General features: G+C 36.1%; 24 protein-coding genes. 3 read left to right on the forward strand and 21 right to left on the reverse strand.

What is annotated here, in order from left to right:
• Positions 1-15 precede the first annotated feature (15 nt).
• The 12 genes from ACIQZD_RS13665 to ACIQZD_RS13720 form a co-directional block, all read right to left on the reverse strand.
• Positions 16-675, reverse strand: coding sequence for a DUF2971 domain-containing protein (locus ACIQZD_RS13665; RefSeq protein WP_402903338.1), 660 nt, complete (start codon positions 673-675; stop codon positions 16-18).
• Between the two features lie 40 nt (positions 676-715).
• Positions 716-2,296, reverse strand: coding sequence for a terminase large subunit domain-containing protein (locus ACIQZD_RS13670; protein WP_402903341.1), 1,581 nt, complete (start codon positions 2,294-2,296; stop codon positions 716-718).
• 1 nt (position 2,297) lies between these two features.
• Positions 2,298-2,681, reverse strand: a complete 384-nt coding sequence (locus ACIQZD_RS13675; protein ID WP_402903343.1) for a hypothetical protein — start codon at positions 2,679-2,681, stop codon at positions 2,298-2,300.
• A gap of 18 nt (positions 2,682-2,699) precedes the next feature.
• Positions 2,700-3,785 carry a hypothetical protein gene (locus ACIQZD_RS13680; protein ID WP_402903346.1) on the reverse strand — a complete coding sequence of 362 codons (1,086 nt, stop codon included), beginning with the start codon at positions 3,783-3,785 and terminating at the stop codon, positions 2,700-2,702.
• A 61-nt stretch (positions 3,786-3,846) separates the two neighbouring features.
• The gene (locus ACIQZD_RS13685) at positions 3,847-4,056 is read right to left on the reverse strand and encodes a hypothetical protein (RefSeq protein ID WP_402903349.1); all 210 of its coding nucleotides are present in this window, start codon (positions 4,054-4,056) and stop codon (positions 3,847-3,849) included.
• A gap of 32 nt (positions 4,057-4,088) precedes the next feature.
• A complete protein-coding gene (locus ACIQZD_RS13690) occupies positions 4,089-4,904 on the reverse strand; it encodes a hypothetical protein (RefSeq protein ID WP_402903354.1) in 816 nt (271 codons plus the stop codon).
• 187 nt (positions 4,905-5,091) lie between these two features.
• Positions 5,092-5,265 (reverse strand): helix-turn-helix domain-containing protein, encoded by a 174-nt coding sequence (locus ACIQZD_RS13695; RefSeq protein WP_402903358.1) that lies wholly within the window; start codon positions 5,263-5,265, stop codon positions 5,092-5,094.
• Positions 5,266-5,363: 98 nt separating this feature from the next.
• Positions 5,364-6,245: an SU10 major capsid protein gene (locus ACIQZD_RS13700; RefSeq protein ID WP_402903361.1), complete on the reverse strand. Its 882-nt coding sequence runs from the start codon at positions 6,243-6,245 to the stop codon at positions 5,364-5,366.
• Positions 6,246-6,264: 19 nt separating this feature from the next.
• Positions 6,265-6,750 (reverse strand): xanthine phosphoribosyltransferase, encoded by a 486-nt coding sequence (locus ACIQZD_RS13705; RefSeq protein ID WP_402903364.1) that lies wholly within the window; start codon positions 6,748-6,750, stop codon positions 6,265-6,267.
• Between the two features lie 23 nt (positions 6,751-6,773).
• Positions 6,774-7,031: a BhlA/UviB family holin-like peptide gene (locus ACIQZD_RS13710; RefSeq protein ID WP_402903366.1), complete on the reverse strand. Its 258-nt coding sequence runs from the start codon at positions 7,029-7,031 to the stop codon at positions 6,774-6,776.
• Positions 7,032-7,212: 181 nt separating this feature from the next.
• Positions 7,213-7,401 (reverse strand): hypothetical protein, encoded by a 189-nt coding sequence (locus ACIQZD_RS13715; protein WP_402903371.1) that lies wholly within the window; start codon positions 7,399-7,401, stop codon positions 7,213-7,215.
• A gap of 623 nt (positions 7,402-8,024) precedes the next feature.
• The gene (locus ACIQZD_RS13720) at positions 8,025-8,819 is read right to left on the reverse strand and encodes an LAGLIDADG family homing endonuclease (protein ID WP_402903375.1); all 795 of its coding nucleotides are present in this window, start codon (positions 8,817-8,819) and stop codon (positions 8,025-8,027) included.
• 415 nt (positions 8,820-9,234) lie between these two features.
• Here ACIQZD_RS13720 and ACIQZD_RS13725 point away from each other — a divergent pair, with 415 nt between their 5' ends.
• Entirely contained in the window at positions 9,235-9,408 is a 174-nt protein-coding gene (locus ACIQZD_RS13725) for a hypothetical protein (protein ID WP_402903378.1), read from the forward strand.
• A gap of 515 nt (positions 9,409-9,923) precedes the next feature.
• Here the strand turns inward: ACIQZD_RS13725 and ACIQZD_RS13730 are convergent.
• From ACIQZD_RS13730 to yneA, 7 genes are all read right to left on the reverse strand, one after another.
• Positions 9,924-10,835 (reverse strand): tyrosine-type recombinase/integrase, encoded by a 912-nt coding sequence (locus ACIQZD_RS13730; protein WP_402903381.1) that lies wholly within the window; start codon positions 10,833-10,835, stop codon positions 9,924-9,926.
• A 183-nt stretch (positions 10,836-11,018) separates the two neighbouring features.
• Positions 11,019-11,234, reverse strand: a complete 216-nt coding sequence (locus ACIQZD_RS13735; protein WP_034312934.1) for a YneF family protein — start codon at positions 11,232-11,234, stop codon at positions 11,019-11,021.
• Positions 11,235-11,318: 84 nt separating this feature from the next.
• Entirely contained in the window at positions 11,319-11,759 is a 441-nt protein-coding gene (gene sirA / locus ACIQZD_RS13740) for a sporulation inhibitor of replication protein SirA (RefSeq protein WP_402903384.1), read from the reverse strand.
• Between the two features lie 293 nt (positions 11,760-12,052).
• On the reverse strand, positions 12,053-14,056 hold the full coding sequence (gene tkt, locus ACIQZD_RS13745) for a transketolase (protein ID WP_402903387.1): 2,004 nt from the start codon (positions 14,054-14,056) through the stop codon (positions 12,053-12,055).
• A 222-nt stretch (positions 14,057-14,278) separates the two neighbouring features.
• The gene (locus ACIQZD_RS13750) at positions 14,279-14,512 is read right to left on the reverse strand and encodes a DUF896 domain-containing protein (protein ID WP_402903390.1); all 234 of its coding nucleotides are present in this window, start codon (positions 14,510-14,512) and stop codon (positions 14,279-14,281) included.
• 65 nt (positions 14,513-14,577) lie between these two features.
• A complete protein-coding gene (locus ACIQZD_RS13755; RefSeq protein WP_402903393.1) occupies positions 14,578-15,234 on the reverse strand; it encodes a YneB family resolvase-like protein in 657 nt (218 codons plus the stop codon).
• A gap of 19 nt (positions 15,235-15,253) precedes the next feature.
• Complete coding sequence (gene yneA, locus ACIQZD_RS13760; RefSeq protein WP_402903396.1) at positions 15,254-15,565, reverse strand: cell division suppressor protein YneA; 312 nt, start codon at positions 15,563-15,565, stop codon at positions 15,254-15,256.
• Between the two features lie 155 nt (positions 15,566-15,720).
• On the opposite strand from yneA, the gene lexA reads away from it, so the two are divergent.
• Positions 15,721-16,344, forward strand: a complete 624-nt coding sequence (gene lexA / locus ACIQZD_RS13765; protein ID WP_101221643.1) for a transcriptional repressor LexA — start codon at positions 15,721-15,723, stop codon at positions 16,342-16,344.
• 225 nt (positions 16,345-16,569) lie between these two features.
• Here lexA and ACIQZD_RS13770 read toward each other — a convergent pair whose 3' ends face one another.
• On the reverse strand, positions 16,570-17,184 hold the full coding sequence (locus ACIQZD_RS13770) for a glucosaminidase domain-containing protein (protein ID WP_402903400.1): 615 nt from the start codon (positions 17,182-17,184) through the stop codon (positions 16,570-16,572).
• A gap of 360 nt (positions 17,185-17,544) precedes the next feature.
• On the opposite strand from ACIQZD_RS13770, the gene ACIQZD_RS13775 reads away from it, so the two are divergent.
• A complete protein-coding gene (locus tag ACIQZD_RS13775) occupies positions 17,545-17,832 on the forward strand; it encodes a hypothetical protein (protein WP_402903403.1) in 288 nt (95 codons plus the stop codon).
• A gap of 311 nt (positions 17,833-18,143) precedes the next feature.
• Here ACIQZD_RS13775 and ACIQZD_RS13780 read toward each other — a convergent pair whose 3' ends face one another.
• Positions 18,144-19,676, reverse strand: coding sequence for an esterase/lipase family protein (locus ACIQZD_RS13780; RefSeq protein ID WP_402903752.1), 1,533 nt, complete (start codon positions 19,674-19,676; stop codon positions 18,144-18,146).
• Positions 19,677-19,938: the final 262 nt, after the last annotated feature.

Here is a 19,938-nt window from a genome sequence, read left to right on the forward strand (position 1 = left end):
AACTAATCTTTCTTTTTATTCTAAAATAGGTTGTAGAACAATGATTCCTTTTAATTGTTTCAGAGTATCTTTGTCCATTTGTTCAATAAAATATCTATAACACTCTTGATTGAGTAAGAGAACATATACTTCTGAAAGTTCAAATTCAAATTTCCCTTTAACTCTCCATTCTCGTTCGTGCGTCCAATCAATAATTTTACCTTCATCTGCTAGATTAAAGTTTACAATTCTCCACCATTCTTCTTTTGGTAGAATCTTTTTGGCAGTTTCTTTATCTTCGTATAGTACAGGTCTTCCACCTCTGTCAAAAACATACCTCTTAGAAAAAGATAAACCTATAGCATCATATCTATTTTTTCCACCTAATGTTTGTCTATTCTGTTGTTCGTGGTAAACATTTTGACAAACTCCATATAAAGGTGCTTCTTGGAAACAAACAGAAGGATTATCTCCAACAATAAAACCTTTATTTGTTTCACTACCATTTATTGTTCGTTCTTTTAAAATCTTGATAAGAGTGTCTATCCCTTTTTTAACAAGAACCTGTAGTTCTTCAGGTTTATCTACTTCTATTCTAGTTAAATGTGTAAGATGCCCTGTTATATCACTTCGTTCTTTAGTTCTTTTTCTCCATTTATCAAGGTCATAACCCCTATTGAGTTTAACTTTAGCCATAACTTTACCCCCTATAAAGGGTATTTTAGCACATTTTTCCCTAAACATACCATTTATTCGCTTTCTTGGCTTGCACTGCCAATGCTAGACCGATAACGTTGTCATCATGGTTGCTATTGCCTTTTTTATTTCCTGTTTTACCTTCGTTTTCAATGAATATCTGCATTTGCTCTAAGGTTTCTTGACAGTTTATAAGAATCATTTCCAATTCGAATTGCTCTTTTAAATCTGTAATCATTATGTTTTTGGTAACTGCTGTGGTATTAAAACCAATTTGAATCTTATGTTTACCCATTTGTTGATTGAAAACCTTGTGCTTATGTAGATTCATATACTCATATTCTTTGCGTAAACGCTCTAGGATTGGAATACCAAAACCTTGTCGTTCTACTGTCAAATAAGCGTAATTAAACCATCTTCCAATATCATAAATAACCTTTGCAAAGTCATAGACAGGGATTTTATTATCATAGAAACTTAGAACCTGCTCACCATCCTCATTCAACATTGAGATAGTTGAGTAGTCACCACCTGTACCTGATGCTGTATCGACACCTGCGTAGTATTTCACGCCATTGACTGGTAATTGATAAATCATTAGTGACTTGCCAACATATTTTGCAATGCTGTCTGGAACAACCATTCTCATATCTTTATATTCCAATGAGTTAGGAACGTATTTTAAACGCTCAACAATCTTTTGTTGGTCGAATACATTCAAACCAGAAGAAATGAATGATTCCATAGGTGTTGCAGGAAACTCTTGATAGAATTGTTGCAAACTCATGTCTAACAACTTCCATCTACGCCACATTAATTGCCTTAGGTTTGCACCAGATTCTAATAAGAATAATTCTTCTGGTTCTAAATCATCTTTAGTAAGGCGTTTACTTGCGTTGTTGGCTTTGTACCATATTTCTGCTTCATCATAATCATCTTTGAATTGTTTAGCGTATGAAGTGGAATAGAAGGAGAAAAAGAACGCTTTGTACTTTGAATTGCCCTTATATGCGTTCATAAAGAGTTTTTGGTAGGAGTTGAAACCGTTTGAGGTTGTTTCAATAACTAATTTTGATGTTTTACTCTTTGCCAATGCTTGTTCTGCCGATAATAGGATTGAATCTTGATTCTCATAGAATGCAAACTCTGAAAGCAATATGTATTCATATGTAGTACCACGACCAACATCTTTACCACCTGCAACTGCCAATGTGATTGAAGAACCATTATCTAATCTCAATTGGTTTCTGTTGTTTTGTGTATCTTTTGGAAACTTATATCTGTCATGTGGAAGGTCATCGTACATCATTTTCAGTTTGTCGAATAACGATGTTGCTGATTCTTGCTTATACGATACAATCATGTAGTTTGTACGTGGTCTGTTACAAGCCATCCATAAACATAAGGCAATAGACATAGTTGAAAATCCAATTTGTCGTGCCTTTGCGATTACGTTAAATCGTGTCATTTCTTCGATGAATTGCTTTTGTTGGTCATTGACCACGAATGGCACGTATTCACCTGTATTTGTTGTGATTTTGACGAAGTTTTTAAGCCACAACACAGGGTCATTGTTGATTAATTCTAATTTCTCTTTTCTTGTAAGTTTTATTTTGCTCATCTTACATCACCAAGTCATCTTCATCTTCTTCTGCATCTTGAATAGAAGAAAATCCTTTAATCATAAGATTAATTTCTTTATTTAGTTTTAATAGCGTTGCAATTGCCTTATCGTCACCTTCAAGTGCCTTCACCTCAACTACTGCATAGATTTTATAAAGTGTATCAACCTGTTTTGATTGGAGATATAGAGCCACAAGATTTGCGTACTCTAATGTTTTCTCCCAATCTGTAAAACCATTCATTGTCTTACGACCAACATAGGCAAGAAACTCCTGCTCTGTCTTTTGTTCTTTGCTTTGGTCGAAACGTGTATCTGGAAATTTATAATGAAAGTAAGCACGATTCTCTTTACTTACTTTCTTTAGTTGTTCTTTTAATGTCATTTGATTTACCTTTCTTTCTTATATATCGTCAAAGAAACTTAAATCTTCTTGCTTCTTTGGTTTGAATGAAGGAACATATTCTTCTTCCATCTCTGCCATGTGCTGTTCTGCTCTCTTGTGCATGACTTCCCTTTGTCTTTCACGCTCTTTAGCAGAATCAATATCTTTTTGATATTTAGTTTCTAATCTTTCGACAGCATATCTGCCACCTTCTGATTTCATCATTTTGTCAATCTTGATTTGACCTGTTTTCTTTGTATGTTCACAAGTTGTTTCTTTCCAAACTTTGTAGCCAGCGTCTTCGAGGAATACTTTGAAATCAAAGATTTGTTTGTAAATTTTGTTATTTGTCATAACTGTTTCATCTAAAACTTTTGACATATGTTTTTCGCCATAAGTTTCTTTTTTTACTTCAATTGAAACCTTTTCTGCTTTGTCCTCAATAGACATGTGTTTGTCCATAATATATGTATTTGGCTCTTGCTTCCATTGACCATTTTCATCTTTGAATTTAGCACCAGAAATCTTGTTTAGGAATGGCGTATAATCGTCAATGATTGTTCTTGTATGTTTGACACCCAATTCAAGAACATCTGCCCATTCGTTATCGCAAATAGCGTATTCGAAGCCAGCGTTGTTTCTCCATAGGTAGTAGCCAACCATTAACAAGTGATAATCATTTTGGTCTGCTAGATTATATTCATCCACTTTAATATCTGTATATCCTTTGAATGTGAAAGGATTTGTCTTCCAGTCAACTGTGCTTTTCGCTTCAACTTTCTTCATTTCTTCTTTGTTGATGATGATTGTTAGATTGTCTTTCTTAATGTCCTTTTTAAAGGTCATTTCGATATATCCTTTATCCATTAGGTTTTGGAGTGCAACTGCAACTCTTGTTTTATCACGACTTGCCTTTGTTGTTTCCCACCCTAAATCTTCTACGATGATTTCAACATTTGTTCTAACTTTCATTGTTCCAACATTTCTTGCCCATTGAAGGTACGCATATACCCTAATATCGTCTTTGTTCAATTTATACTCTGTACCAAACCCAAACGCCACATTTGGAATTTGTACGAATTTACCTGTTGTCATTTTTAACATTTAAATTAACCCCTTAATTAAATTATCTTTTTATTTATCTTTTATTTATCTAGCAGGTTGTTTAAACCTGCCTGGCATGTAATCCTAATTGCTTGCCACATTCGTTATATTCCTTTAACGCTTCTAACAAAACCTCATCACGCTCGAATAACCAGAATCGTTTGCCTGTTTTGTCGTGAAATGCTGTGCAGATAAACACGATTCCCTTTGTGTACCTCAGAAACTCATATAGATTTGTAGAGTAGCAGAAGAAATATTTTTCCATTTCCATTTATTTCATTCCTTTTTTGATTTAACTGTTGATTACATCAACGTCATTTGTAATTTTTGTTTGCCTGTGAGGGCGTATGAGAATGGGTCGTAATGTATTTCTATCATTCCATTGTCATATGAACTGCCTTGCTTTAAGTCGTAACTTGTACGAGTAAACTGTTTTCTTATTTCAAATTCCTTTGTTGGAAGTTGAATATCTAATTCTAGTAGGTTGCTTATACCTTCTAGTTGCATTGTTGTTTCTAGAACACCATCTTCATTCATAATGATTTTGTCAGATGAACCGAACCTTCTTTTTACTTCTACGAAATCCATTAATCCATGTCTTTCTTGAAGGCGAATCATTTCTTCCATGCCCATCTTTTCTAACCAATCACATTGAACTTTCTTGAATCCTTTATAGAATCCTAAGTAACTAGAATCAATAGCCATTAACATTAACTTTCCATCTTCTGTTGATGGTAGTGGAATGTCGTATAGTGCGTATAATAATAACGCTGTACTCATTGCAAACTTGCTTGTGTAGTTATCTCTGGATACCTTTTCAATTACGTTGGGGTTTGCACTCATTATGTTGGGTTGACTTGTCGAAGAAAGCATTGTTACGTGGTTGTCGTATGTCTTGCCATTTACAAGAGCAATATCGACACCGACTGCTTTTCGTTTGTCGTTTTTGTTTGTGGAGTAAAGATTGTGAAAATCGTAGAAGTGTTCTACTTCCCAACCTTTGACTTGTTTGAGGATTGTTGCACCTACTAAACTATCAATATCATCACTCATACATACTGTTAAATCTGCATCCTCAAAAACCCATTGAGGAAATTTTTCTTTAAAATCTTTCTTCATTACTTAGCGAAAGTTTTAACTTCGCTCTCTTGCTTTGCACCAATTTATGTTTAATAAAATTGCGTTTTTATTCATTTGTCTATGTACGTTTTTCTCCTTTTACTCACGTGCTTATTGAGTAAGGAGAGTTAAGTTACTTTTACTTCCACATTTTTCACTCCTTTAAATTATCTTTCACCTTAACAAATTAAAAATTATCTATAAAATCCTTATATTTTTGGACTTTGATTCTATCCATTTCGCAATTACCTGTTTCATATTGACTGATTAACGATTGCGAACATCCGATGTGTTCTGCTAGTTGTCTTAATCTTATGCGTTTCTTTCTACGCTTTAAGACATATTCATCTTTAGTGTTCAATTTGATTTACCTCCTGTATTGAAAATTTTAAACGGTTGTCAAAATGATATTGGGAGAGGGAAAAACCCTCTACCATATATCATTATTTGTTACATCAATTACACTTGTTTGATATTCAATAGGGCAACTGATTTACGAGATGCAACTTCAAGTGTTGCTTCTGCAACGATTTGCCCTTTTATGTTATCGCCAGTTTTAGCAAGTTGTTCGAAAGTAGGTTGACGTAGGAATGCTACGCTAACAGCGTTAATATCGAAAGCAACAATTTTGTCATTAGCCATGAAACGGTCAACAACGAAGTTGATAGTACCATAGTTAGTGTTGATGCTTGAAACCACAATACCGAAGTTGTTTTCTTTGTGAGTGTAGTTGTAGTTTGCTTTGTATAGTTCATCAATCCACTCTTTAGAATCTGGAGAAACTAGAGCATAGATTTCAGCGTTTTCGTTTCCTGCGTCAAATAGTTTACGAGCAAGATTACGAACGTCTTTTTCTGAAATTGCTTTAACACCTTCTGAATTGTAAGTGTTACCTGCATCAACATAAGAAAGCAAACCTGCCATTTTACGTACACCAGATACAGAAGCATCATCTTTAACACCTGCGATTAGGCGTTTTTCGATTGCAACTTTAACCTCTGCCAAACGGTCATTGATTTCTTGTGCGAATAAGTCGCCAGTTGCTCCACTTGCTTGTGCAGTACCAGAAACAGAAGTTGATTTCAAGAAGATTTCAAGGATGTTGTTTAATTCAGCACGAACGCTATTTTTGAAGTTTGTTGCTTCAACACCTTCTGCAACTGTTACATCAGAGAAATCTAAAGTTTTTTCTCTCCAAGTGTGGACTTTAGCAGAAGTAGATTTTACTTTGCCTTTACCTATTAATAGTGTCATGAATGGAGTTGCTTTTGGTGCAACTACTGCGATTTCATCAGTAAGATGAATATTTTCTTGTGAAGTTAATTTGTTAGTATCTAACATTTAAATTTCCTCTTTCTATTTAAAATTTTAATTTTTCCCTAATCATGCCATTAACGTCTTTATTCTTCTTTGCGATAGAATAGCCATCAACTGTTTTATGATTAGAGGGTTGATAGCCATTGGATAGTTCCAACGAACCAACAATTTCCTTTAGTTTAGTGATTTGTTTTTTTAAGGTTTCTGTGTCATCCACATCTGCCTTGATAAATTCTGCGAAGATTTCTAAACCTTCTTCTTTGAGTGTTTGATTGACTTCTCTGTCCCAAATGGATTCTAACTTTTGTTGAATTTTAGTTTCATCTTCCGTTAATTCCTTTGGCTTATATTGCGATAATTCATCAACCTGTGCTTGTAGTGCATCAATGTCTGCTTGTGTGTAAGTTTTTTCTTCAACAACCTCTTGATTGTCTTCCGAAACGTCTGTATGTACATCTTCAACTACATCATCAGTTTGTTGAGTATCTTCAATTACATTTGCTATTTTATCTTGATTGATTTCTTCCATTTCGAATTATCCCTTCCATTGAATTATTTTTTAGAGTTTACCTTCCCCTCTATGTGAGTTAGGCGAACATCCATCTTTTCCATTGTGTCTGTGATTCTATCTAATGCTTCACCTTGTTTATCAATGTGATTCATTAAACGTTCTTCACGAATTTTTGTTTCTTTGCGAGTATCCCAAAAAAGCCATCCGAAAAGGACAGCAAAGATACCGTTATCAATCAACATTTGACCTACACCAGTTAGGTCGATGGTGTTGACAGCCACCATTAAAATTTCTATCATTCTACTTTATTTCACCCCTTAACAACCTAAACGAAACGAATACTGGATTTACCTCTTACTAGAGTAGTTTCACTTTTATAACTTCCAACAAATTCATATACTAAGTAGTTGATTGCAGAGTTGCTAAGTTTTCTGGAACTTTATAACTGTGTATTGGTATTCGCCAATACCTGTGCCATCCTTACTTAACACCTTCCTTTGCTTCTTTCCATTCAATGAGATATGTTAATCCTTCTATTGCTTTCATCGCTTCTTCTATTTTGTTTTGTCTTGCGTCAATATTATCTAGCCGAGCATTTACACGATTTAGAATTTGTTCACCGTCTGCTAGAACCTGTTCTAATCTGTCTTGCTTCGCCATGTCATTCATTTAACATCATCCTTTTAATTTAATAATAAATAGGGAAACAGTATGGATAGTACCGTTTCCCTCAATTGGCTATCGCTAAGATAAAATCTTAGCATGTTACAATGGTCGTTCAAGCCATCGAACAAGGTAAAAATCTTATAGGAAAATTGACTTGTACTAAAGGAGGTTAGTACAAAGTACAAAACTGAATTTTTTCAGTTGAAGGGTAAAAAATATTAATCCCCTCTACCTTTTATCGTGGTTATCTCTGCGTTTTGTGTCATTTTTTAGATAAAAAAAAGACACCTACAATTAAGTAAGTATCTTTGCTTATTATACTTCCTGCTTCTTAAAGTTAGGGTCAAAATCCCAATCAGTAGACATGCAACATGCTTTATACTTTAACTTAGTACCACATGAAGGACAGTCCCTGTGAAATTCATCCTTGAAGGGATAATCTCCTTCTTGTTCTACATTGTAAGGTTGACCACATGAACACTTGTACATATACTTCCTCATACTTCACTCCACTCTCCTTATGGTTTGTACTATAAGTTTATCATGCAGAATACTAAAATGGTAAAAAATAACGCCTAACCCATTCTTGGTATACGTTAAGTACATAACGTTTTTTACCCCCCTTATTAGTTGTTCAAATTTTTAATAGCAGAAACAAATTTCTTATATTTCCTGTTCATCCTATTATTATTGTCGCTATCCTTGTAGAGATAATCGAACAAAGCGACCATGCTTCTTTTATTTCCAACATTTAATTTGTAGTGAGTTTTATTTGCTTGTATGTTCGAAATTACACCAACTTCATCGAAGCATGATTTTATGCTCTGTAAAATCCCTTTGTTCTGGCAGAGAATACTAAACAAAAATCTATAACTGTTATGACTTTTATCGTAATATACTCCCACTGTTCCATCACCATCAAAATACCCCCTTACAAAATGGCTATGATATTTCTTAGGGATTTTTGAAAATACAGGAGAATTATCTATATATGTTTTCCTAGTGACCACACCTAGTTTAATCAAATCGTCACATAATTTATCATTTCTAATTGAAATGTAACAATAACTTTTGTCAGCGGAGTGCCTAATACCTGTTGAATGTCCTATCGCTTTGCTGAACTTACACAAAAATGGATAATCACCATCTTTGAGTTTCATCGAAAAGTTGTAACCTTTGGCACCTTTGCATTTAGTTACACAGCCATCGGCAAAAATAAATCCAAGCCAATATGACTTAGGAATAGTATCAATTTTCTGGAAATAATTTTCGTTATATGATACTTGACGGATTCCCATTTTATTTGCCATATGGAAAATCATTTTCTTATTTCTGTTTGGCAGGTGCTTTATACATTCCTGCCAACCGCCACCTTTGTAAAATTTTGTGATAATACTCTTTTCTTGTTCTGTCCATCTCATCCCAATCTTTTCATCCCCTTAATTTTTTTATTGGAGTAAATGAGAATGCCTTGCCTACCAAAACTTCTTATTTCTTACGTATGTTTTTATCTCCTTAAATCAATATCATATACCTGCCTTTTACATCCAATTATTTGAATCTACTGTTTTGTGTTATTCGACTAAAGTGAGAGTATCGTCTTGCATTTTGGCTTGCCACTTTCCTTTATTTTTGGGGTTAATGCCTGTGGAAGATTATACGCAGGGAAATCAAATTATTGCCTGTCTAGTTAAAATTTCAATATGTATGTTTTAAAAAGCAAGTGCAACAAATAATGGTTTAATAGATTTTTGGAAATAATGTTTTTATAGATGTCTAAAAATAATGATAAAGTCAATACTAAGTATAAATAAACCAAATTAAAGGAGATTATACATGGCTTATTCAGAAGCAGACAAAATGTTATTAGCATCATTTATAATGATGGATGTATCAGCATTGCAAGCAGAAAATGAAATATGTAAAGCAGAAGGAAAATCCCCTAAATATGGTGAGAAAGATTTCTTTGATGCTGTTCGTTATGCTGAAAAAAGATTGAGGGAATTTTAAGGAGAATATATAAAATAGTAGGTGAGCGCAATGCCTGTAGGGGTTATATATTGGAGCATTAATTGTATTGGAAGCAGTGGACCTATAGAGGTTATTTTATATTAGTAAAAAAGGGGTTTGGGGTGGAACCCCAAGATAGAGCCGTAGGCGGTACAGTAGCGCGCAAGCGAAACAGATTGATAGGAGCGTTAGCGACCCCTTTTATATATCTTATCTTTTTAATATCTTTTCTTTATACATGGTACTTTTTGTCCTTTTTTTGGACGTAAATTTCCCTAGCGTGGAAAAAAGTATCCAAAAGACGGGCATAAATTTCCCAGAACGAGAAATTTATGCCCATTGAATGGACAGAAATTTCTTATCTTATTTCCTAATTATTTCATTCAGCATTCTTTTATACATCGACAATCTATCATGACGGAATGAGTTTCTATAACCTGTGAATGTCGGTCTTGCTTTCGCACCTTCCTGTGCAACTTTCTTTGTGTAGTAAGCAATAGGTTTTAGGTTTTTATTCACTTCTTCGCTCTTAAATTCATGAGTGGACTAGAGGGCATCGCCTTTTCAATTAGGTCAAAATCTTCTAACGATTGTAAATATCGTTGTGTCGTTGAAATATCTGAATGTCCAAGTAATTTAGATAATGTGTAGATGTCTATTCCGTTTAAGATACATTGAACACTAAAAAAATGTCTGAATGTATGCGGACTACATCTTTTGTTTTCAACTCTTGCACGCTTACCTGCTTCTTTTATGATGTTGTCCAAACCTACATGAGAAATATCTGTGCCTGTGTAAGAAAGAAAATAGTGATTGGTTATTTCTTGGTCATGGAAATACTGTTTTTTAATCCGTTCATATTTAATTAATATCCTTTTTAAAGCCGGACTAATGAAAACAATTCGTTCCTTGTTTCCTTTCCCATATACAAGGATTGATGTTTCATTAACATTTTCAGTCAACAAACCTCTTACCTCCATTGCACGAATGCCTGTGTCGGAAAGCATAGCAATAATCGCCTTGTTCCTTGCTTCAATGTAATTCTTGTAAGTAAAGGCATCAATCATTTCTTGTACATCTGAAACAGTAAATCCCTTTAAAACCTTTTTTGGTACTTTTGGAAGTACAACCTTTTTCGCTATATTTTCTTTTAAATATTCTTCCTGTTCACACCATGAAAAGAATGCTTTAATCATCTTGAACATGGTGACAACACTCTGTGGTTGCAATCCATCGTTTTGCTTAAACCGCACATACGCCTTTAAATCATGAGTGGTGATACTTTCTAACTCTGTAATTGCTCTTTTTTCCTTCAAATATTTCTTTAGTTGTTTGTACTCCTGATGTTTATTTTTCATGGTCTTTGCTGTAAAACCTTTTGCTTCACAGTAGTACAAGTATTCATTTAACACATCTTCAAACTCCAACAAAAAAACCACCTTTCCTATGGTTAAGTTTTCAACAGGAAAAGTGGTTTTAAATTAGTTAGATGAAGGTTAAACCAAAAATAAGGCAAATTCTTGATGAAGGATTCACTCTACAGGGTTTGTAGAGGAAAAATCACCTTTATAATTGCAACCATCAATTGATAAACCCTTATGTACCAAGGTTTATTTTGTTTGTTGTTTATTCATGGCGCTCATCATTTGATTAATTTTCTTTTGGGATGGTTTCATACCCATTTGCATCATCATCATTTTCAGCATCTGTTCGTTAATTGGCGGATTTTTCTTTAAGTAATCCATCATGTATTTACGAGCGATGAAAAATCCCAGCACTACTCCAGCAATCAATGCCAGTACGCCAACTAGAATGTAAACCCACATACTATTTCCTCCTTCGTGTTGTCTAACATCAGTGTACTAGACCAAAGGTTATTATACAATACCCGCTACTGAAAAGTCCCCCATTTAGACAAATTTTCTTTCTTTTATCGGTTTTAACCAACCGTATTTTTCATGTTCAAAATCAATGGCCAGAAAACTCGCTTCATATTTTCGAATACTTTCAAAGAAAGCCGTCTCCGCTTCATAGTCTCCTTCAGCTTTTAGAGTAATGGAATCATGCTGAATGATTAAAACGGCTTTACTTGAACCGTTTGTTTTTTCTAAATAGTATTTTCCATTTTGAGTCCAATAATTCATCTTTTTTTGCAAACGTTGTTCAATAGCTAACTGCAACTGGATAATCGGGACTGTTTTGGTGACATATTCGATTTGTTTTTGCAAAATACTCTTCAGTCTGCCCTTTGCTTGAATATACTCCAAAAACAAATTGAAAAATAGCTTTTCTCTTCCATAATAATGATGGGCAAATTCATCTTCGATTAAATAAATTTGATAGGTTCTCATCAGCCAATGCCTCCTAGCTTTCCTATTTTGGTCACGAAAACAACTAACCACCAGGACCCTCTCCACTATTTTCCACTATTGATAACTTTCCTCTTTAACTGACACATTTAAACGAAATTTATTTATTCTCATTATATATTGACAAACTAAAAAGATATGTTGTTTGCTGGAGAAATTTTCTTCTTTTTTTGTCGAATGGAAGATTTCCATTAGAATAGCACGCAATATAAATCAGGATTGTTTTTGATAAAAAAACTGACACCAAACTAGTTGGTGTCAGTTTTCCATTACTATTAGTTAAGCATTTCCTTAACACGAGCAACTACATTTTCTACAGTGAAACCGAATTCCTCCATGATCTTACCGCCTGGTGCAGAAGCGCCGAAATGATTGATGGCCAATATTTCACCCTCATCACCTGCATAACGATCCCAACCAAACGGTGAAGCCACTTCGATAGCTAGACGTTTTTTCACTGCCGGATTGATTACGCTTTGTTTATATTCTTTAGATTGAGTTTCAAATCGATCCCATGATGGCATGCTGATAACAGAAACATCAATTCCTTCGTTCGCTAAAGCTTTCTGTGCTTCCACAGCCAAGTTCACTTCGGATCCAGTCGCAAGAAGTAATGCATCGGCTACTTCTTTCTTAGAAGCAGAGATGATGTAAGCACCTTTTGAAACACCTTCATACGCAGTTTCGGAAGTGTCTTTAATTGTTGGCAATCCTTGACGAGTCAGTACAAGGGCAGTTGGTTTATTTGTAGACTCCATAGCCACTTTCCAGGCTGCTGCCGTTTCATTGCCATCAGCTGGACGGATTACCCCTAGGTTAGGCATTGCACGCAATGATGCCAATTGTTCGATTGGCTCATGAGTCGGTCCGTCTTCTCCTACAGCAATGCTGTCATGAGTGAATACATAGTTTACAGGCAGTCCCATTAGTGCTGCCATTCTTATGGCAGGACGTAGATAATCAGAGAATACGAAGAATGTTCCTCCGTATACTTTTAATCCACCATGAAGTGCCATTCCATTTAAAGCAGCACCCATAGCGAATTCACGTACACCGAACCATATATTACGGCCGCTGTAATTACCAGGTAATAGATCAGTCTCACCTTTGATGGCAGTATTATTAGATCCGGCTAAATCCGCAGAACCCCCAATGAAGCTAGGGACCCGTTTGGCAATCGCATTTAGCACTTCCCCACTTGAAGCACGGGATGCTAATGTTTTACCTTCTTCATAGACCGGAATTTCCTGATCCCAATCAGCAGGCAGTTCACCTTTGATGGCCAGCTCCAATTGCTGTGCTAACTCAGGATGTGCTTCTTTGTAATTTTTGAACAATTCATTCCAAGCTTCTTCTTTTTGAGCGCCTGCATCAACAACAGCTTCATTGAAGTGTGAATACACTTCTTCCGGAACATGGAAGTCCTCTTCGAATGTCCATTTATATGCTTCTTTTGTCAATTTAAGCTCATCTGCACCAAGCGGAGCGCCGTGAACAGCGGATTTACCTGAACGGTTTGGTGAACCGTAACCAATAACCGTTTTCACTTCGATTAATGTTGGGCGTGCATCGTCGGTTTTCGCTTCTTCAATCGCTTTAGCAATTTCCTGAAGATCATTTCCATCCTCAACGCGGATATATTGCCATCCATAAGATTTGAACCGGTCTGCTACGCTTTCACTAAATGATTGACTTAAGTCGCCGTCAAGGGAAATATCATTAGAATCATATAAAACAACAAGTCTTCCGAGTTGTAGATGTCCAGCTAATGAAGCGGCTTCTGCAGAAACACCTTCCATTAAATCTCCATCTCCACAAATGCTATATGTATAATGATCGACCACATTATAAGAATCACGGTTATAGCTTTCTGCCAAGTGACGTTCAGCCATTGCCATTCCGACTGCCATTGCGATACCTTGTCCAAGCGGCCCGGTAGTTGCATCCACACCAGCCGTATGTCCGAATTCAGGATGTCCTGGAGTTTTACTGCCCCATTGACGGAAGCTTTTCAAATCATCGATAGATAAGCCATAGCCCGATAGATGAAGAAGGCTGTATAACAGCATAGAACCATGTCCAGCTGAAAGAACAAAGCGATCTCTATTAAACCAATCTGGATTTTTTGGGTTATGGTTCATATATTCGGTCCATAGTTTATACGCCATCGGCGCTGCACCCATTGGCATACCTGGATGGCCGGAATTAGCCTTTTCAATTGCATCAATTGATAATGTACGAATCGTATTGATAGAAAGTGCATCTAATTTATCTAACATATTGTAAAAACATCCCTTCCTGTAATGTACCTCTTTATATTATAGTGACAAGCATAATATCACAACTAAAATCACTATTTACTGCCTCAATATTAAAATTTTCTAGAAATAAGAGAAGCCCCTATTTAGATTAAACTAAATAGGAGAATACATACATGCATGCACTCCCTTTTTACTCCTAAATGCTAATAGGATCCTCGTTCCATGAGTGGAATTCAAGCATTAATGTAAGTTTCTTTTTTCTTTTATATTTTTTATCTTTTGAGGAGTTACGTCATTACCTTCTGGATCAACGACTTTCACATGCTCCAACGTATCGGTCATGGACTTTCTGAATGTTTCCAAATACTCACTTCTCAATTGGGTTTGCTCTTTCGCCTCAACTTCCGTCAAACCTTCAGTCTTTGCCTTTTTAGAAAGTTCATTAATACGGGCTATTTTTTCTTTTGATAACATAATTTCGCTCCTTCATAATCTCCGGATATTGTCATGGTATTAAAAAAAAAGCGAAATTACAAGTTCTAAGATTGACTTTCCTTTTTATTCAGTTGATGTTCGAGAAAACGCCTGTTCACAGTAGCCTTGGAAACATTGTATCCAAAGCCCCTTAAAGTGGCTGCGATTTCTGCAAATGTCAATCCATTGGCCCGAAGTTTAATAATTTCTTCAATAGGAATTTCCATACGGTCCCTTCCAGTGGAATTCCTTTGATTCTGAAGGTTTTTTTGAGGACGGTACCCTTTTTCAACGGCTCTTATCATCCCGCGCTTTATTTTAAGATTATGTAGTTTCCTTTGGTATTCTTCTACAATACCGACTATCTGGATGACCATGGCATCCGAATCCGATAACTCAAGCTCCCCGTCATGAGAGAGCGTATAAATTTTCACATCTTCTTTAAGGATGACATGGAAAAGGGCTATTTTGGCATTCCCTCTTCCCAGCCTTGTTTCATCCTGGATTAATAGTATTTCAGCTTCTTTAGTTTTAAATAGTTCGAGCATGTCAAAAATGCCATCCCGATTCAACTCATAACCACTTGCCTGTTCTTTTATTATGGAAATGACTTCAACATCCATCTTTTCTGCCAATTTGACTAACTCATCTTCCTGCCTTGCCAATGATGTTTCCTGTGACTCTTTTTCTGTGCTGACCCTACAATAGATTACCGCCTTCATAATACCCTACCTTCACTACTTACTGCTCACTGGCCAAATTCTGGACAATTTCTTCCCCTTTAACCGGTATGACGATGACTTGACCAGGTTTAATTGTATCCGCCCTGACTCCATTATGCTCTTCTATCCAACCAATGAATTCTTTTTTTGTCAAATTTGCTTCTTCATATTCTTCGGCGATTCCCCATAGGGTATCACCTTCACTTACTTCTATAGAAAGGAAATTCTTTTTTGGATCATTGTTCAATGTACAAGAGAATAAAATTGAAAAGATGAATACTGATCCCGCTAATAGAATCGTATAAATATAATTTTTGTATAAATTTTTCATAAATATCCCTCCAAAGCGAATGTTCGTTCGTATGTTATGGTCAAATTATAATACGAACGTTTGTTTCAGTCAACAACAAAATTCGAACTTATGTTTGTATAGAGTTGGGGGCCATGCTATAATGTAGCAAAGAACATTGGGGAAGAGGTGCACAAATGACTAAACTATCAAAACGGCAGCAAGATATTCTTGATTTCATTAAAGAAGAGGTCCGCCAAAAAGGGTATCCACCTTCCGTACGGGAGATTGGCGAAGCAGTGGGACTTGCTTCAAGTTCAACAGTACACGGACATTTATCACGCCTTGAAAGCAAAGGCCTGATTAGACGTGACCCAACCAAGCCAAGGGCCATTGAAATAATGAATTTGGAGGAAGCGAACAATATTCCCAAAGTCAATGTCGTGAACGTGCCGTTACTTGGAAAAGTAACAGCGGGAATGCCGATAACGGCCATTGAGAACATAGAAGAATACTTTCCGCTTCCCGAAAGCATGGTTCCACATGATGACCATGTATTCATGCTGGAAATCATGGGTGAAAGTATGATCGAAGCAGGAATTCATGATGGGGATTATGTCATCGTGAAACAACAAAGCAATGCCAATAATGGAGATATCGTCGTGGCCATGACGGAAGATGATGAAGCCACTGTAAAACGATTCTTTAAGGAACCGGATTACATAAGGCTTCAGCCTGAGAACTCGAATATGGAACCAATTATTTTACGAGATGTTTCGATACTTGGAAAAGTAATAGGCTTATATAGACAAATACACTAAAAGCGCTAACCGCGCTTTTTTTGTTTGTTTAATTTATGTCCCGAATTCTCTCAATATGCATATGGAAGAGTAGATATTGATATATTTTTTAATAGAATCAGGTTTTCATGGGAATTTAAACATCCTTTATTACGGATGGAAGTTATACTATTTCCTAATATTTACTTTGGTAACAATCTGATTACAATAAAAAAGAGAGCTTAAACTACCGCTCCCAGTTAAAATTCACTTCACTCGTAATCTTTGGTTCACTTTAATGAGATTAAGATCAACCAAGCCATTCCACTGTTGAATCTGCACTTGTGTAGAACCGTATGCTTTTGCAAGCGCAGAGACGGTATCCCCTTTTTGGACAATATGATAAACCTCTTCAATGCTTGCATCATATTTTGTTAAACCGCTTGTTTCGATAAGGTTCACCAGTTTTTCAATATATTTGGGATCCGAGGCGTACCCCGCATCGAATATTGCTTTGAGTGCTTTTCTGTAATCTTTTTCTCCAATGACAGCTGTATAAAGACTTCTATTCCATGAAGTCCCCTTTACATATAAATTGGCAAGATCTCGAAGACTTTCTTCCCAAGATGGGTATTTTCTGAATTTGTTCCATACTTGAACGGGCACACCATTGACATATTCCATTGTCTGAATAATGATAGACTCACCCTTGAAGTCACCTTTTGTACCGAATATATTTTTTCCTTTGCTTGCTAATAAACTTGTCCCATATCCACTCTCCAAACAAGCTTGTGCAATGACAACAGAAGGTAATATTTTAAACTCCTGTTGAATTTTCTGGGCATAGGGAGCAATTTCCTTAATAAATGTTTCCTTGCTCATTAGAACCTCCCATTAAATGGTATTACTTTATTTTTCACTGTTTATCTTCATTCTTATCGTATTCTCATCTATGAAAAAGGTTACAGCAAGTCCCGCACAAAAGGTTCTGATGTTTGGCTAATTGTTTTTATTATAGATTATGGCTCGCTCCGCGTATTATTTATCCATTTCCCCACCAACCAGGAAAAGCCGCCAATCCATATAATTAAATGGATTGACGGCTTTTTAAATTGAACACTGGAAATCTACAAAACTTGTCTATAACTTTTATTAATTCATTTTAAATTTGTAATCATTGTATAAAACCTTGATGAAAAACAAAAATTAATTTTGAAAACTTCATTTCAAGGTGGTGAAATCATGGACTACCCAACCATCCATACAAACTTTTGGGATGCAGTGATAGCCATTCCTACCATCATGATTCTTACTCAACTTATTAAGGTCATGTTTCATATTCATCCAAAATTCATCCCTGCCATCGCTTTGGGTCTTGGCTTGTTCATTTCCATTTTCATCAGTCATCGTCATCACTTGGTTTCAGGAATTTTCATGGGCTGGTTTTATGGCTATGCAAGCATAGGCAATTATGCTGCACTCAAAACTGGTATTTTGTCTTATAGAGAATCCTATAAAAAGACGGATTAAACCTATACAGGTTGTCTCTCGCTGCAATTCAGCAATCTTTTTATTAAACACTAAAACCCATGTTAACATCCCATTACACACATCCAAAAAACCCCTTCTCAATTAAGAGAAGGGATCAATTTGTCGGGAAAAGTAAGTTATCCTTTATGTTTTTTACACTCCTGACTAGCCGAGCAGGCTTGGCAGACAGTCGGCGGAAAGGAAGCGGATTTTCTGCAATCGACTGGATCTTTTTTAAAAGAAAAGACTTGAGGCAAACTCAGAAATTTGTCTACAGTCTGATACCCTCTCAAAGAAGAGAAGGCATTTCACTATTTCTCAATATAGACCGAACGAATCAGCGTCCGGGTTCTTTCAATACCATACACATTTTTTTCCTTGACATCTATTGTTACATTATAAACACCTGACTTAGGTACTTCTGGAAGGGTGCCAGTAAAATTTTCTGTATCCATTGCCTTAATTGAGCTTTTTTCACTAATTTCATTACCGGTTTCATCTATTAGATGAACCGAAAATGTTGTGCTGATTGGCCTTTTTTTATCATTCATTGGGTTCTTTATTAAAAATTTTGCATCTTTTTGCTTAACTTTACCGGCCATACTTAATGTAATGGGATTCTTTTCGTTAAATTGTGCTGTGAACAGGTAGGCGTCTTTTGGCGATTTAGTCTTCATTCGCACTTTCCAATCACCAATTTCAAGGTTGTTTCTATTGAATGATTGGATGGTTACACCATTAAAAAAGGAAGTTTCATTTTTGGCTGAATGAACCTTTAAGGAAGGTGAATACTTTTTATTGGACGGAGAAATCAATTCAACCTTGACATCATTTGAGGCTGTATATATGTTTATATTGCCTGGGGCTGCTTCATTTACATGGAAGCTTTGTTCGATCCAGACATTTTGTTTCAGGACATCACCCAGAACGGTTTGAGCGAGTGCGGTGGTAATGACATCATCTTCAACCCGTTCTTTATAATTGATATTATATTCAGGGATCCCAGCGGTGGAAGTGCTTCTTAAATATGGTTCAATTCTTGAAAATACTGCTGAGCCGACTCGTATATTGTCGTGATCAAAGTTGGGATCTGAAAATAAATGTGTTGCATAGGGTATTTTTGTACTCCATACATTCACTAGACCATCATTTTCCCCATATGAAGATAAATATTGTCCACCCATTGATAAGGCTGATAGAACCGGGCCTCTGTTCATGCCTGCCACAGTGAAATACATGTTTTTACGAGAATTAACATGGTTATCCGTGAAAGAACGAAATTCCGCCATTTTACCAACTTGTAAAGAATAAGTTCCCTCATCTTTTTGACCTAATAGGGAACCAAGCCAGCCCGCATACCAGCTATAAGCCAAATCAGCTAGGTGAGAACCATGATGAGGGGAAGCTAAAGTGATCACCCTTCCAACATATTGGTGTGCTCCATAGTGCACTAGAGCCGCTTGGGTATCTGGGCCCCCTTTGCTGTGAGCTATAATATTTACTTTTTCGCCCCCGAAATGGTTACTGATTTCTGCAAGCATTTGAGCTAAAAGCCTTCCATTAGCATATTGGCTCACTGATCCATTTCCAGCTGAATCATGAAGCTGAACAAAAACAGTTTGGTAGCCTGCTTCATACGCTTTGGTATACATATCATTGACACCATGATAATCCGTTTCACCGTACCAGCTGGTTGAACTGCCGTTTTTCCCTTGAACAAACACGATCGGTGGTTTCTTCGTATCAAGATTGGGAGGAATACTTCCAAGAAACCAATCCCCTGGACTGAAAGTTTCGGAAGGAGGCTTTAATTTTCCTGCTGAGGAAATGTCTGGCTTAGCCATAATCAATATGGTTAGAATGAGGACAAGAAAAACGACATAATTGATTACATTCCTTTTCAATTGTTATCTCCTCCAATATCATGTGGAATTTTTTCGAACTCATCCTATTATCAACGCCCTCCTTCCAGGCTTTTCATAGCCTTCATAGTATATATTTGTACTTTTGCATACCATTACCTGCTATCTTCATAAAGATGGGAGAAAAAAACTAGAAGAATTCATAAAAAATGGAGATATAGTATGATGGTTTGCCTTCGATTCG

The organism is Peribacillus sp. NPDC096447 (assembly GCF_044762725.1).
Classification (GTDB): Bacteria; Bacillota; Bacilli; order Bacillales; family DSM-1321; genus Peribacillus.

Bases quoted from the DNA above. Each gene is read 5' to 3' on its own strand.
- ACIQZD_RS13665 (WP_402903338.1), bottom strand. From the start codon at position 675: ATGGCTAAAGTTAAACTCAATAGGGGTTATGACCTTGATAAATGGAGA.
- ACIQZD_RS13670 (WP_402903341.1), bottom strand. From the start codon at position 2,296: ATGAGCAAAATAAAACTTACAAGAAAAGAGAAATTAGAATTAATCAAC.
- ACIQZD_RS13675 (WP_402903343.1), bottom strand. From the start codon at position 2,681: ATGACATTAAAAGAACAACTAAAGAAAGTAAGTAAAGAGAATCGTGCT.
- ACIQZD_RS13680 (WP_402903346.1), bottom strand. From the start codon at position 3,785: ATGTTAAAAATGACAACAGGTAAATTCGTACAAATTCCAAATGTGGCG.
- ACIQZD_RS13685 (WP_402903349.1), bottom strand. From the start codon at position 4,056: ATGGAAATGGAAAAATATTTCTTCTGCTACTCTACAAATCTATATGAG.
- ACIQZD_RS13690 (WP_402903354.1), bottom strand. From the start codon at position 4,904: ATGAAGAAAGATTTTAAAGAAAAATTTCCTCAATGGGTTTTTGAGGAT.
- ACIQZD_RS13700 (WP_402903361.1), bottom strand. From the start codon at position 6,245: ATGTTAGATACTAACAAATTAACTTCACAAGAAAATATTCATCTTACT.
- ACIQZD_RS13705 (WP_402903364.1), bottom strand. From the start codon at position 6,750: ATGGAAGAAATCAATCAAGATAAAATAGCAAATGTAATTGAAGATACT.
- ACIQZD_RS13710 (WP_402903366.1), bottom strand. From the start codon at position 7,031: ATGATAGAAATTTTAATGGTGGCTGTCAACACCATCGACCTAACTGGT.
- ACIQZD_RS13715 (WP_402903371.1), bottom strand. From the start codon at position 7,401: ATGAATGACATGGCGAAGCAAGACAGATTAGAACAGGTTCTAGCAGAC.
- ACIQZD_RS13720 (WP_402903375.1), bottom strand. From the start codon at position 8,819: ATGAGATGGACAGAACAAGAAAAGAGTATTATCACAAAATTTTACAAA.
- ACIQZD_RS13725 (WP_402903378.1), top strand. From the start codon at position 9,235: ATGGCTTATTCAGAAGCAGACAAAATGTTATTAGCATCATTTATAATG.
- ACIQZD_RS13735 (WP_034312934.1), bottom strand. From the start codon at position 11,234: ATGTGGGTTTACATTCTAGTTGGCGTACTGGCATTGATTGCTGGAGTA.
- sirA (WP_402903384.1), bottom strand. From the start codon at position 11,759: ATGAGAACCTATCAAATTTATTTAATCGAAGATGAATTTGCCCATCAT.
- tkt (WP_402903387.1), bottom strand. From the start codon at position 14,056: ATGTTAGATAAATTAGATGCACTTTCTATCAATACGATTCGTACATTA.
- ACIQZD_RS13750 (WP_402903390.1), bottom strand. From the start codon at position 14,512: ATGTTATCAAAAGAAAAAATAGCCCGTATTAATGAACTTTCTAAAAAG.
- ACIQZD_RS13755 (WP_402903393.1), bottom strand. From the start codon at position 15,234: ATGAAGGCGGTAATCTATTGTAGGGTCAGCACAGAAAAAGAGTCACAG.
- yneA (WP_402903396.1), bottom strand. From the start codon at position 15,565: ATGAAAAATTTATACAAAAATTATATTTATACGATTCTATTAGCGGGA.
- lexA (WP_101221643.1), top strand. From the start codon at position 15,721: ATGACTAAACTATCAAAACGGCAGCAAGATATTCTTGATTTCATTAAA.
- ACIQZD_RS13770 (WP_402903400.1), bottom strand. From the start codon at position 17,184: ATGAGCAAGGAAACATTTATTAAGGAAATTGCTCCCTATGCCCAGAAA.
- ACIQZD_RS13775 (WP_402903403.1), top strand. From the start codon at position 17,545: ATGGACTACCCAACCATCCATACAAACTTTTGGGATGCAGTGATAGCC.
- ACIQZD_RS13780 (WP_402903752.1), bottom strand. From the start codon at position 19,676: ATGGCTAAGCCAGACATTTCCTCAGCAGGAAAATTAAAGCCTCCTTCC.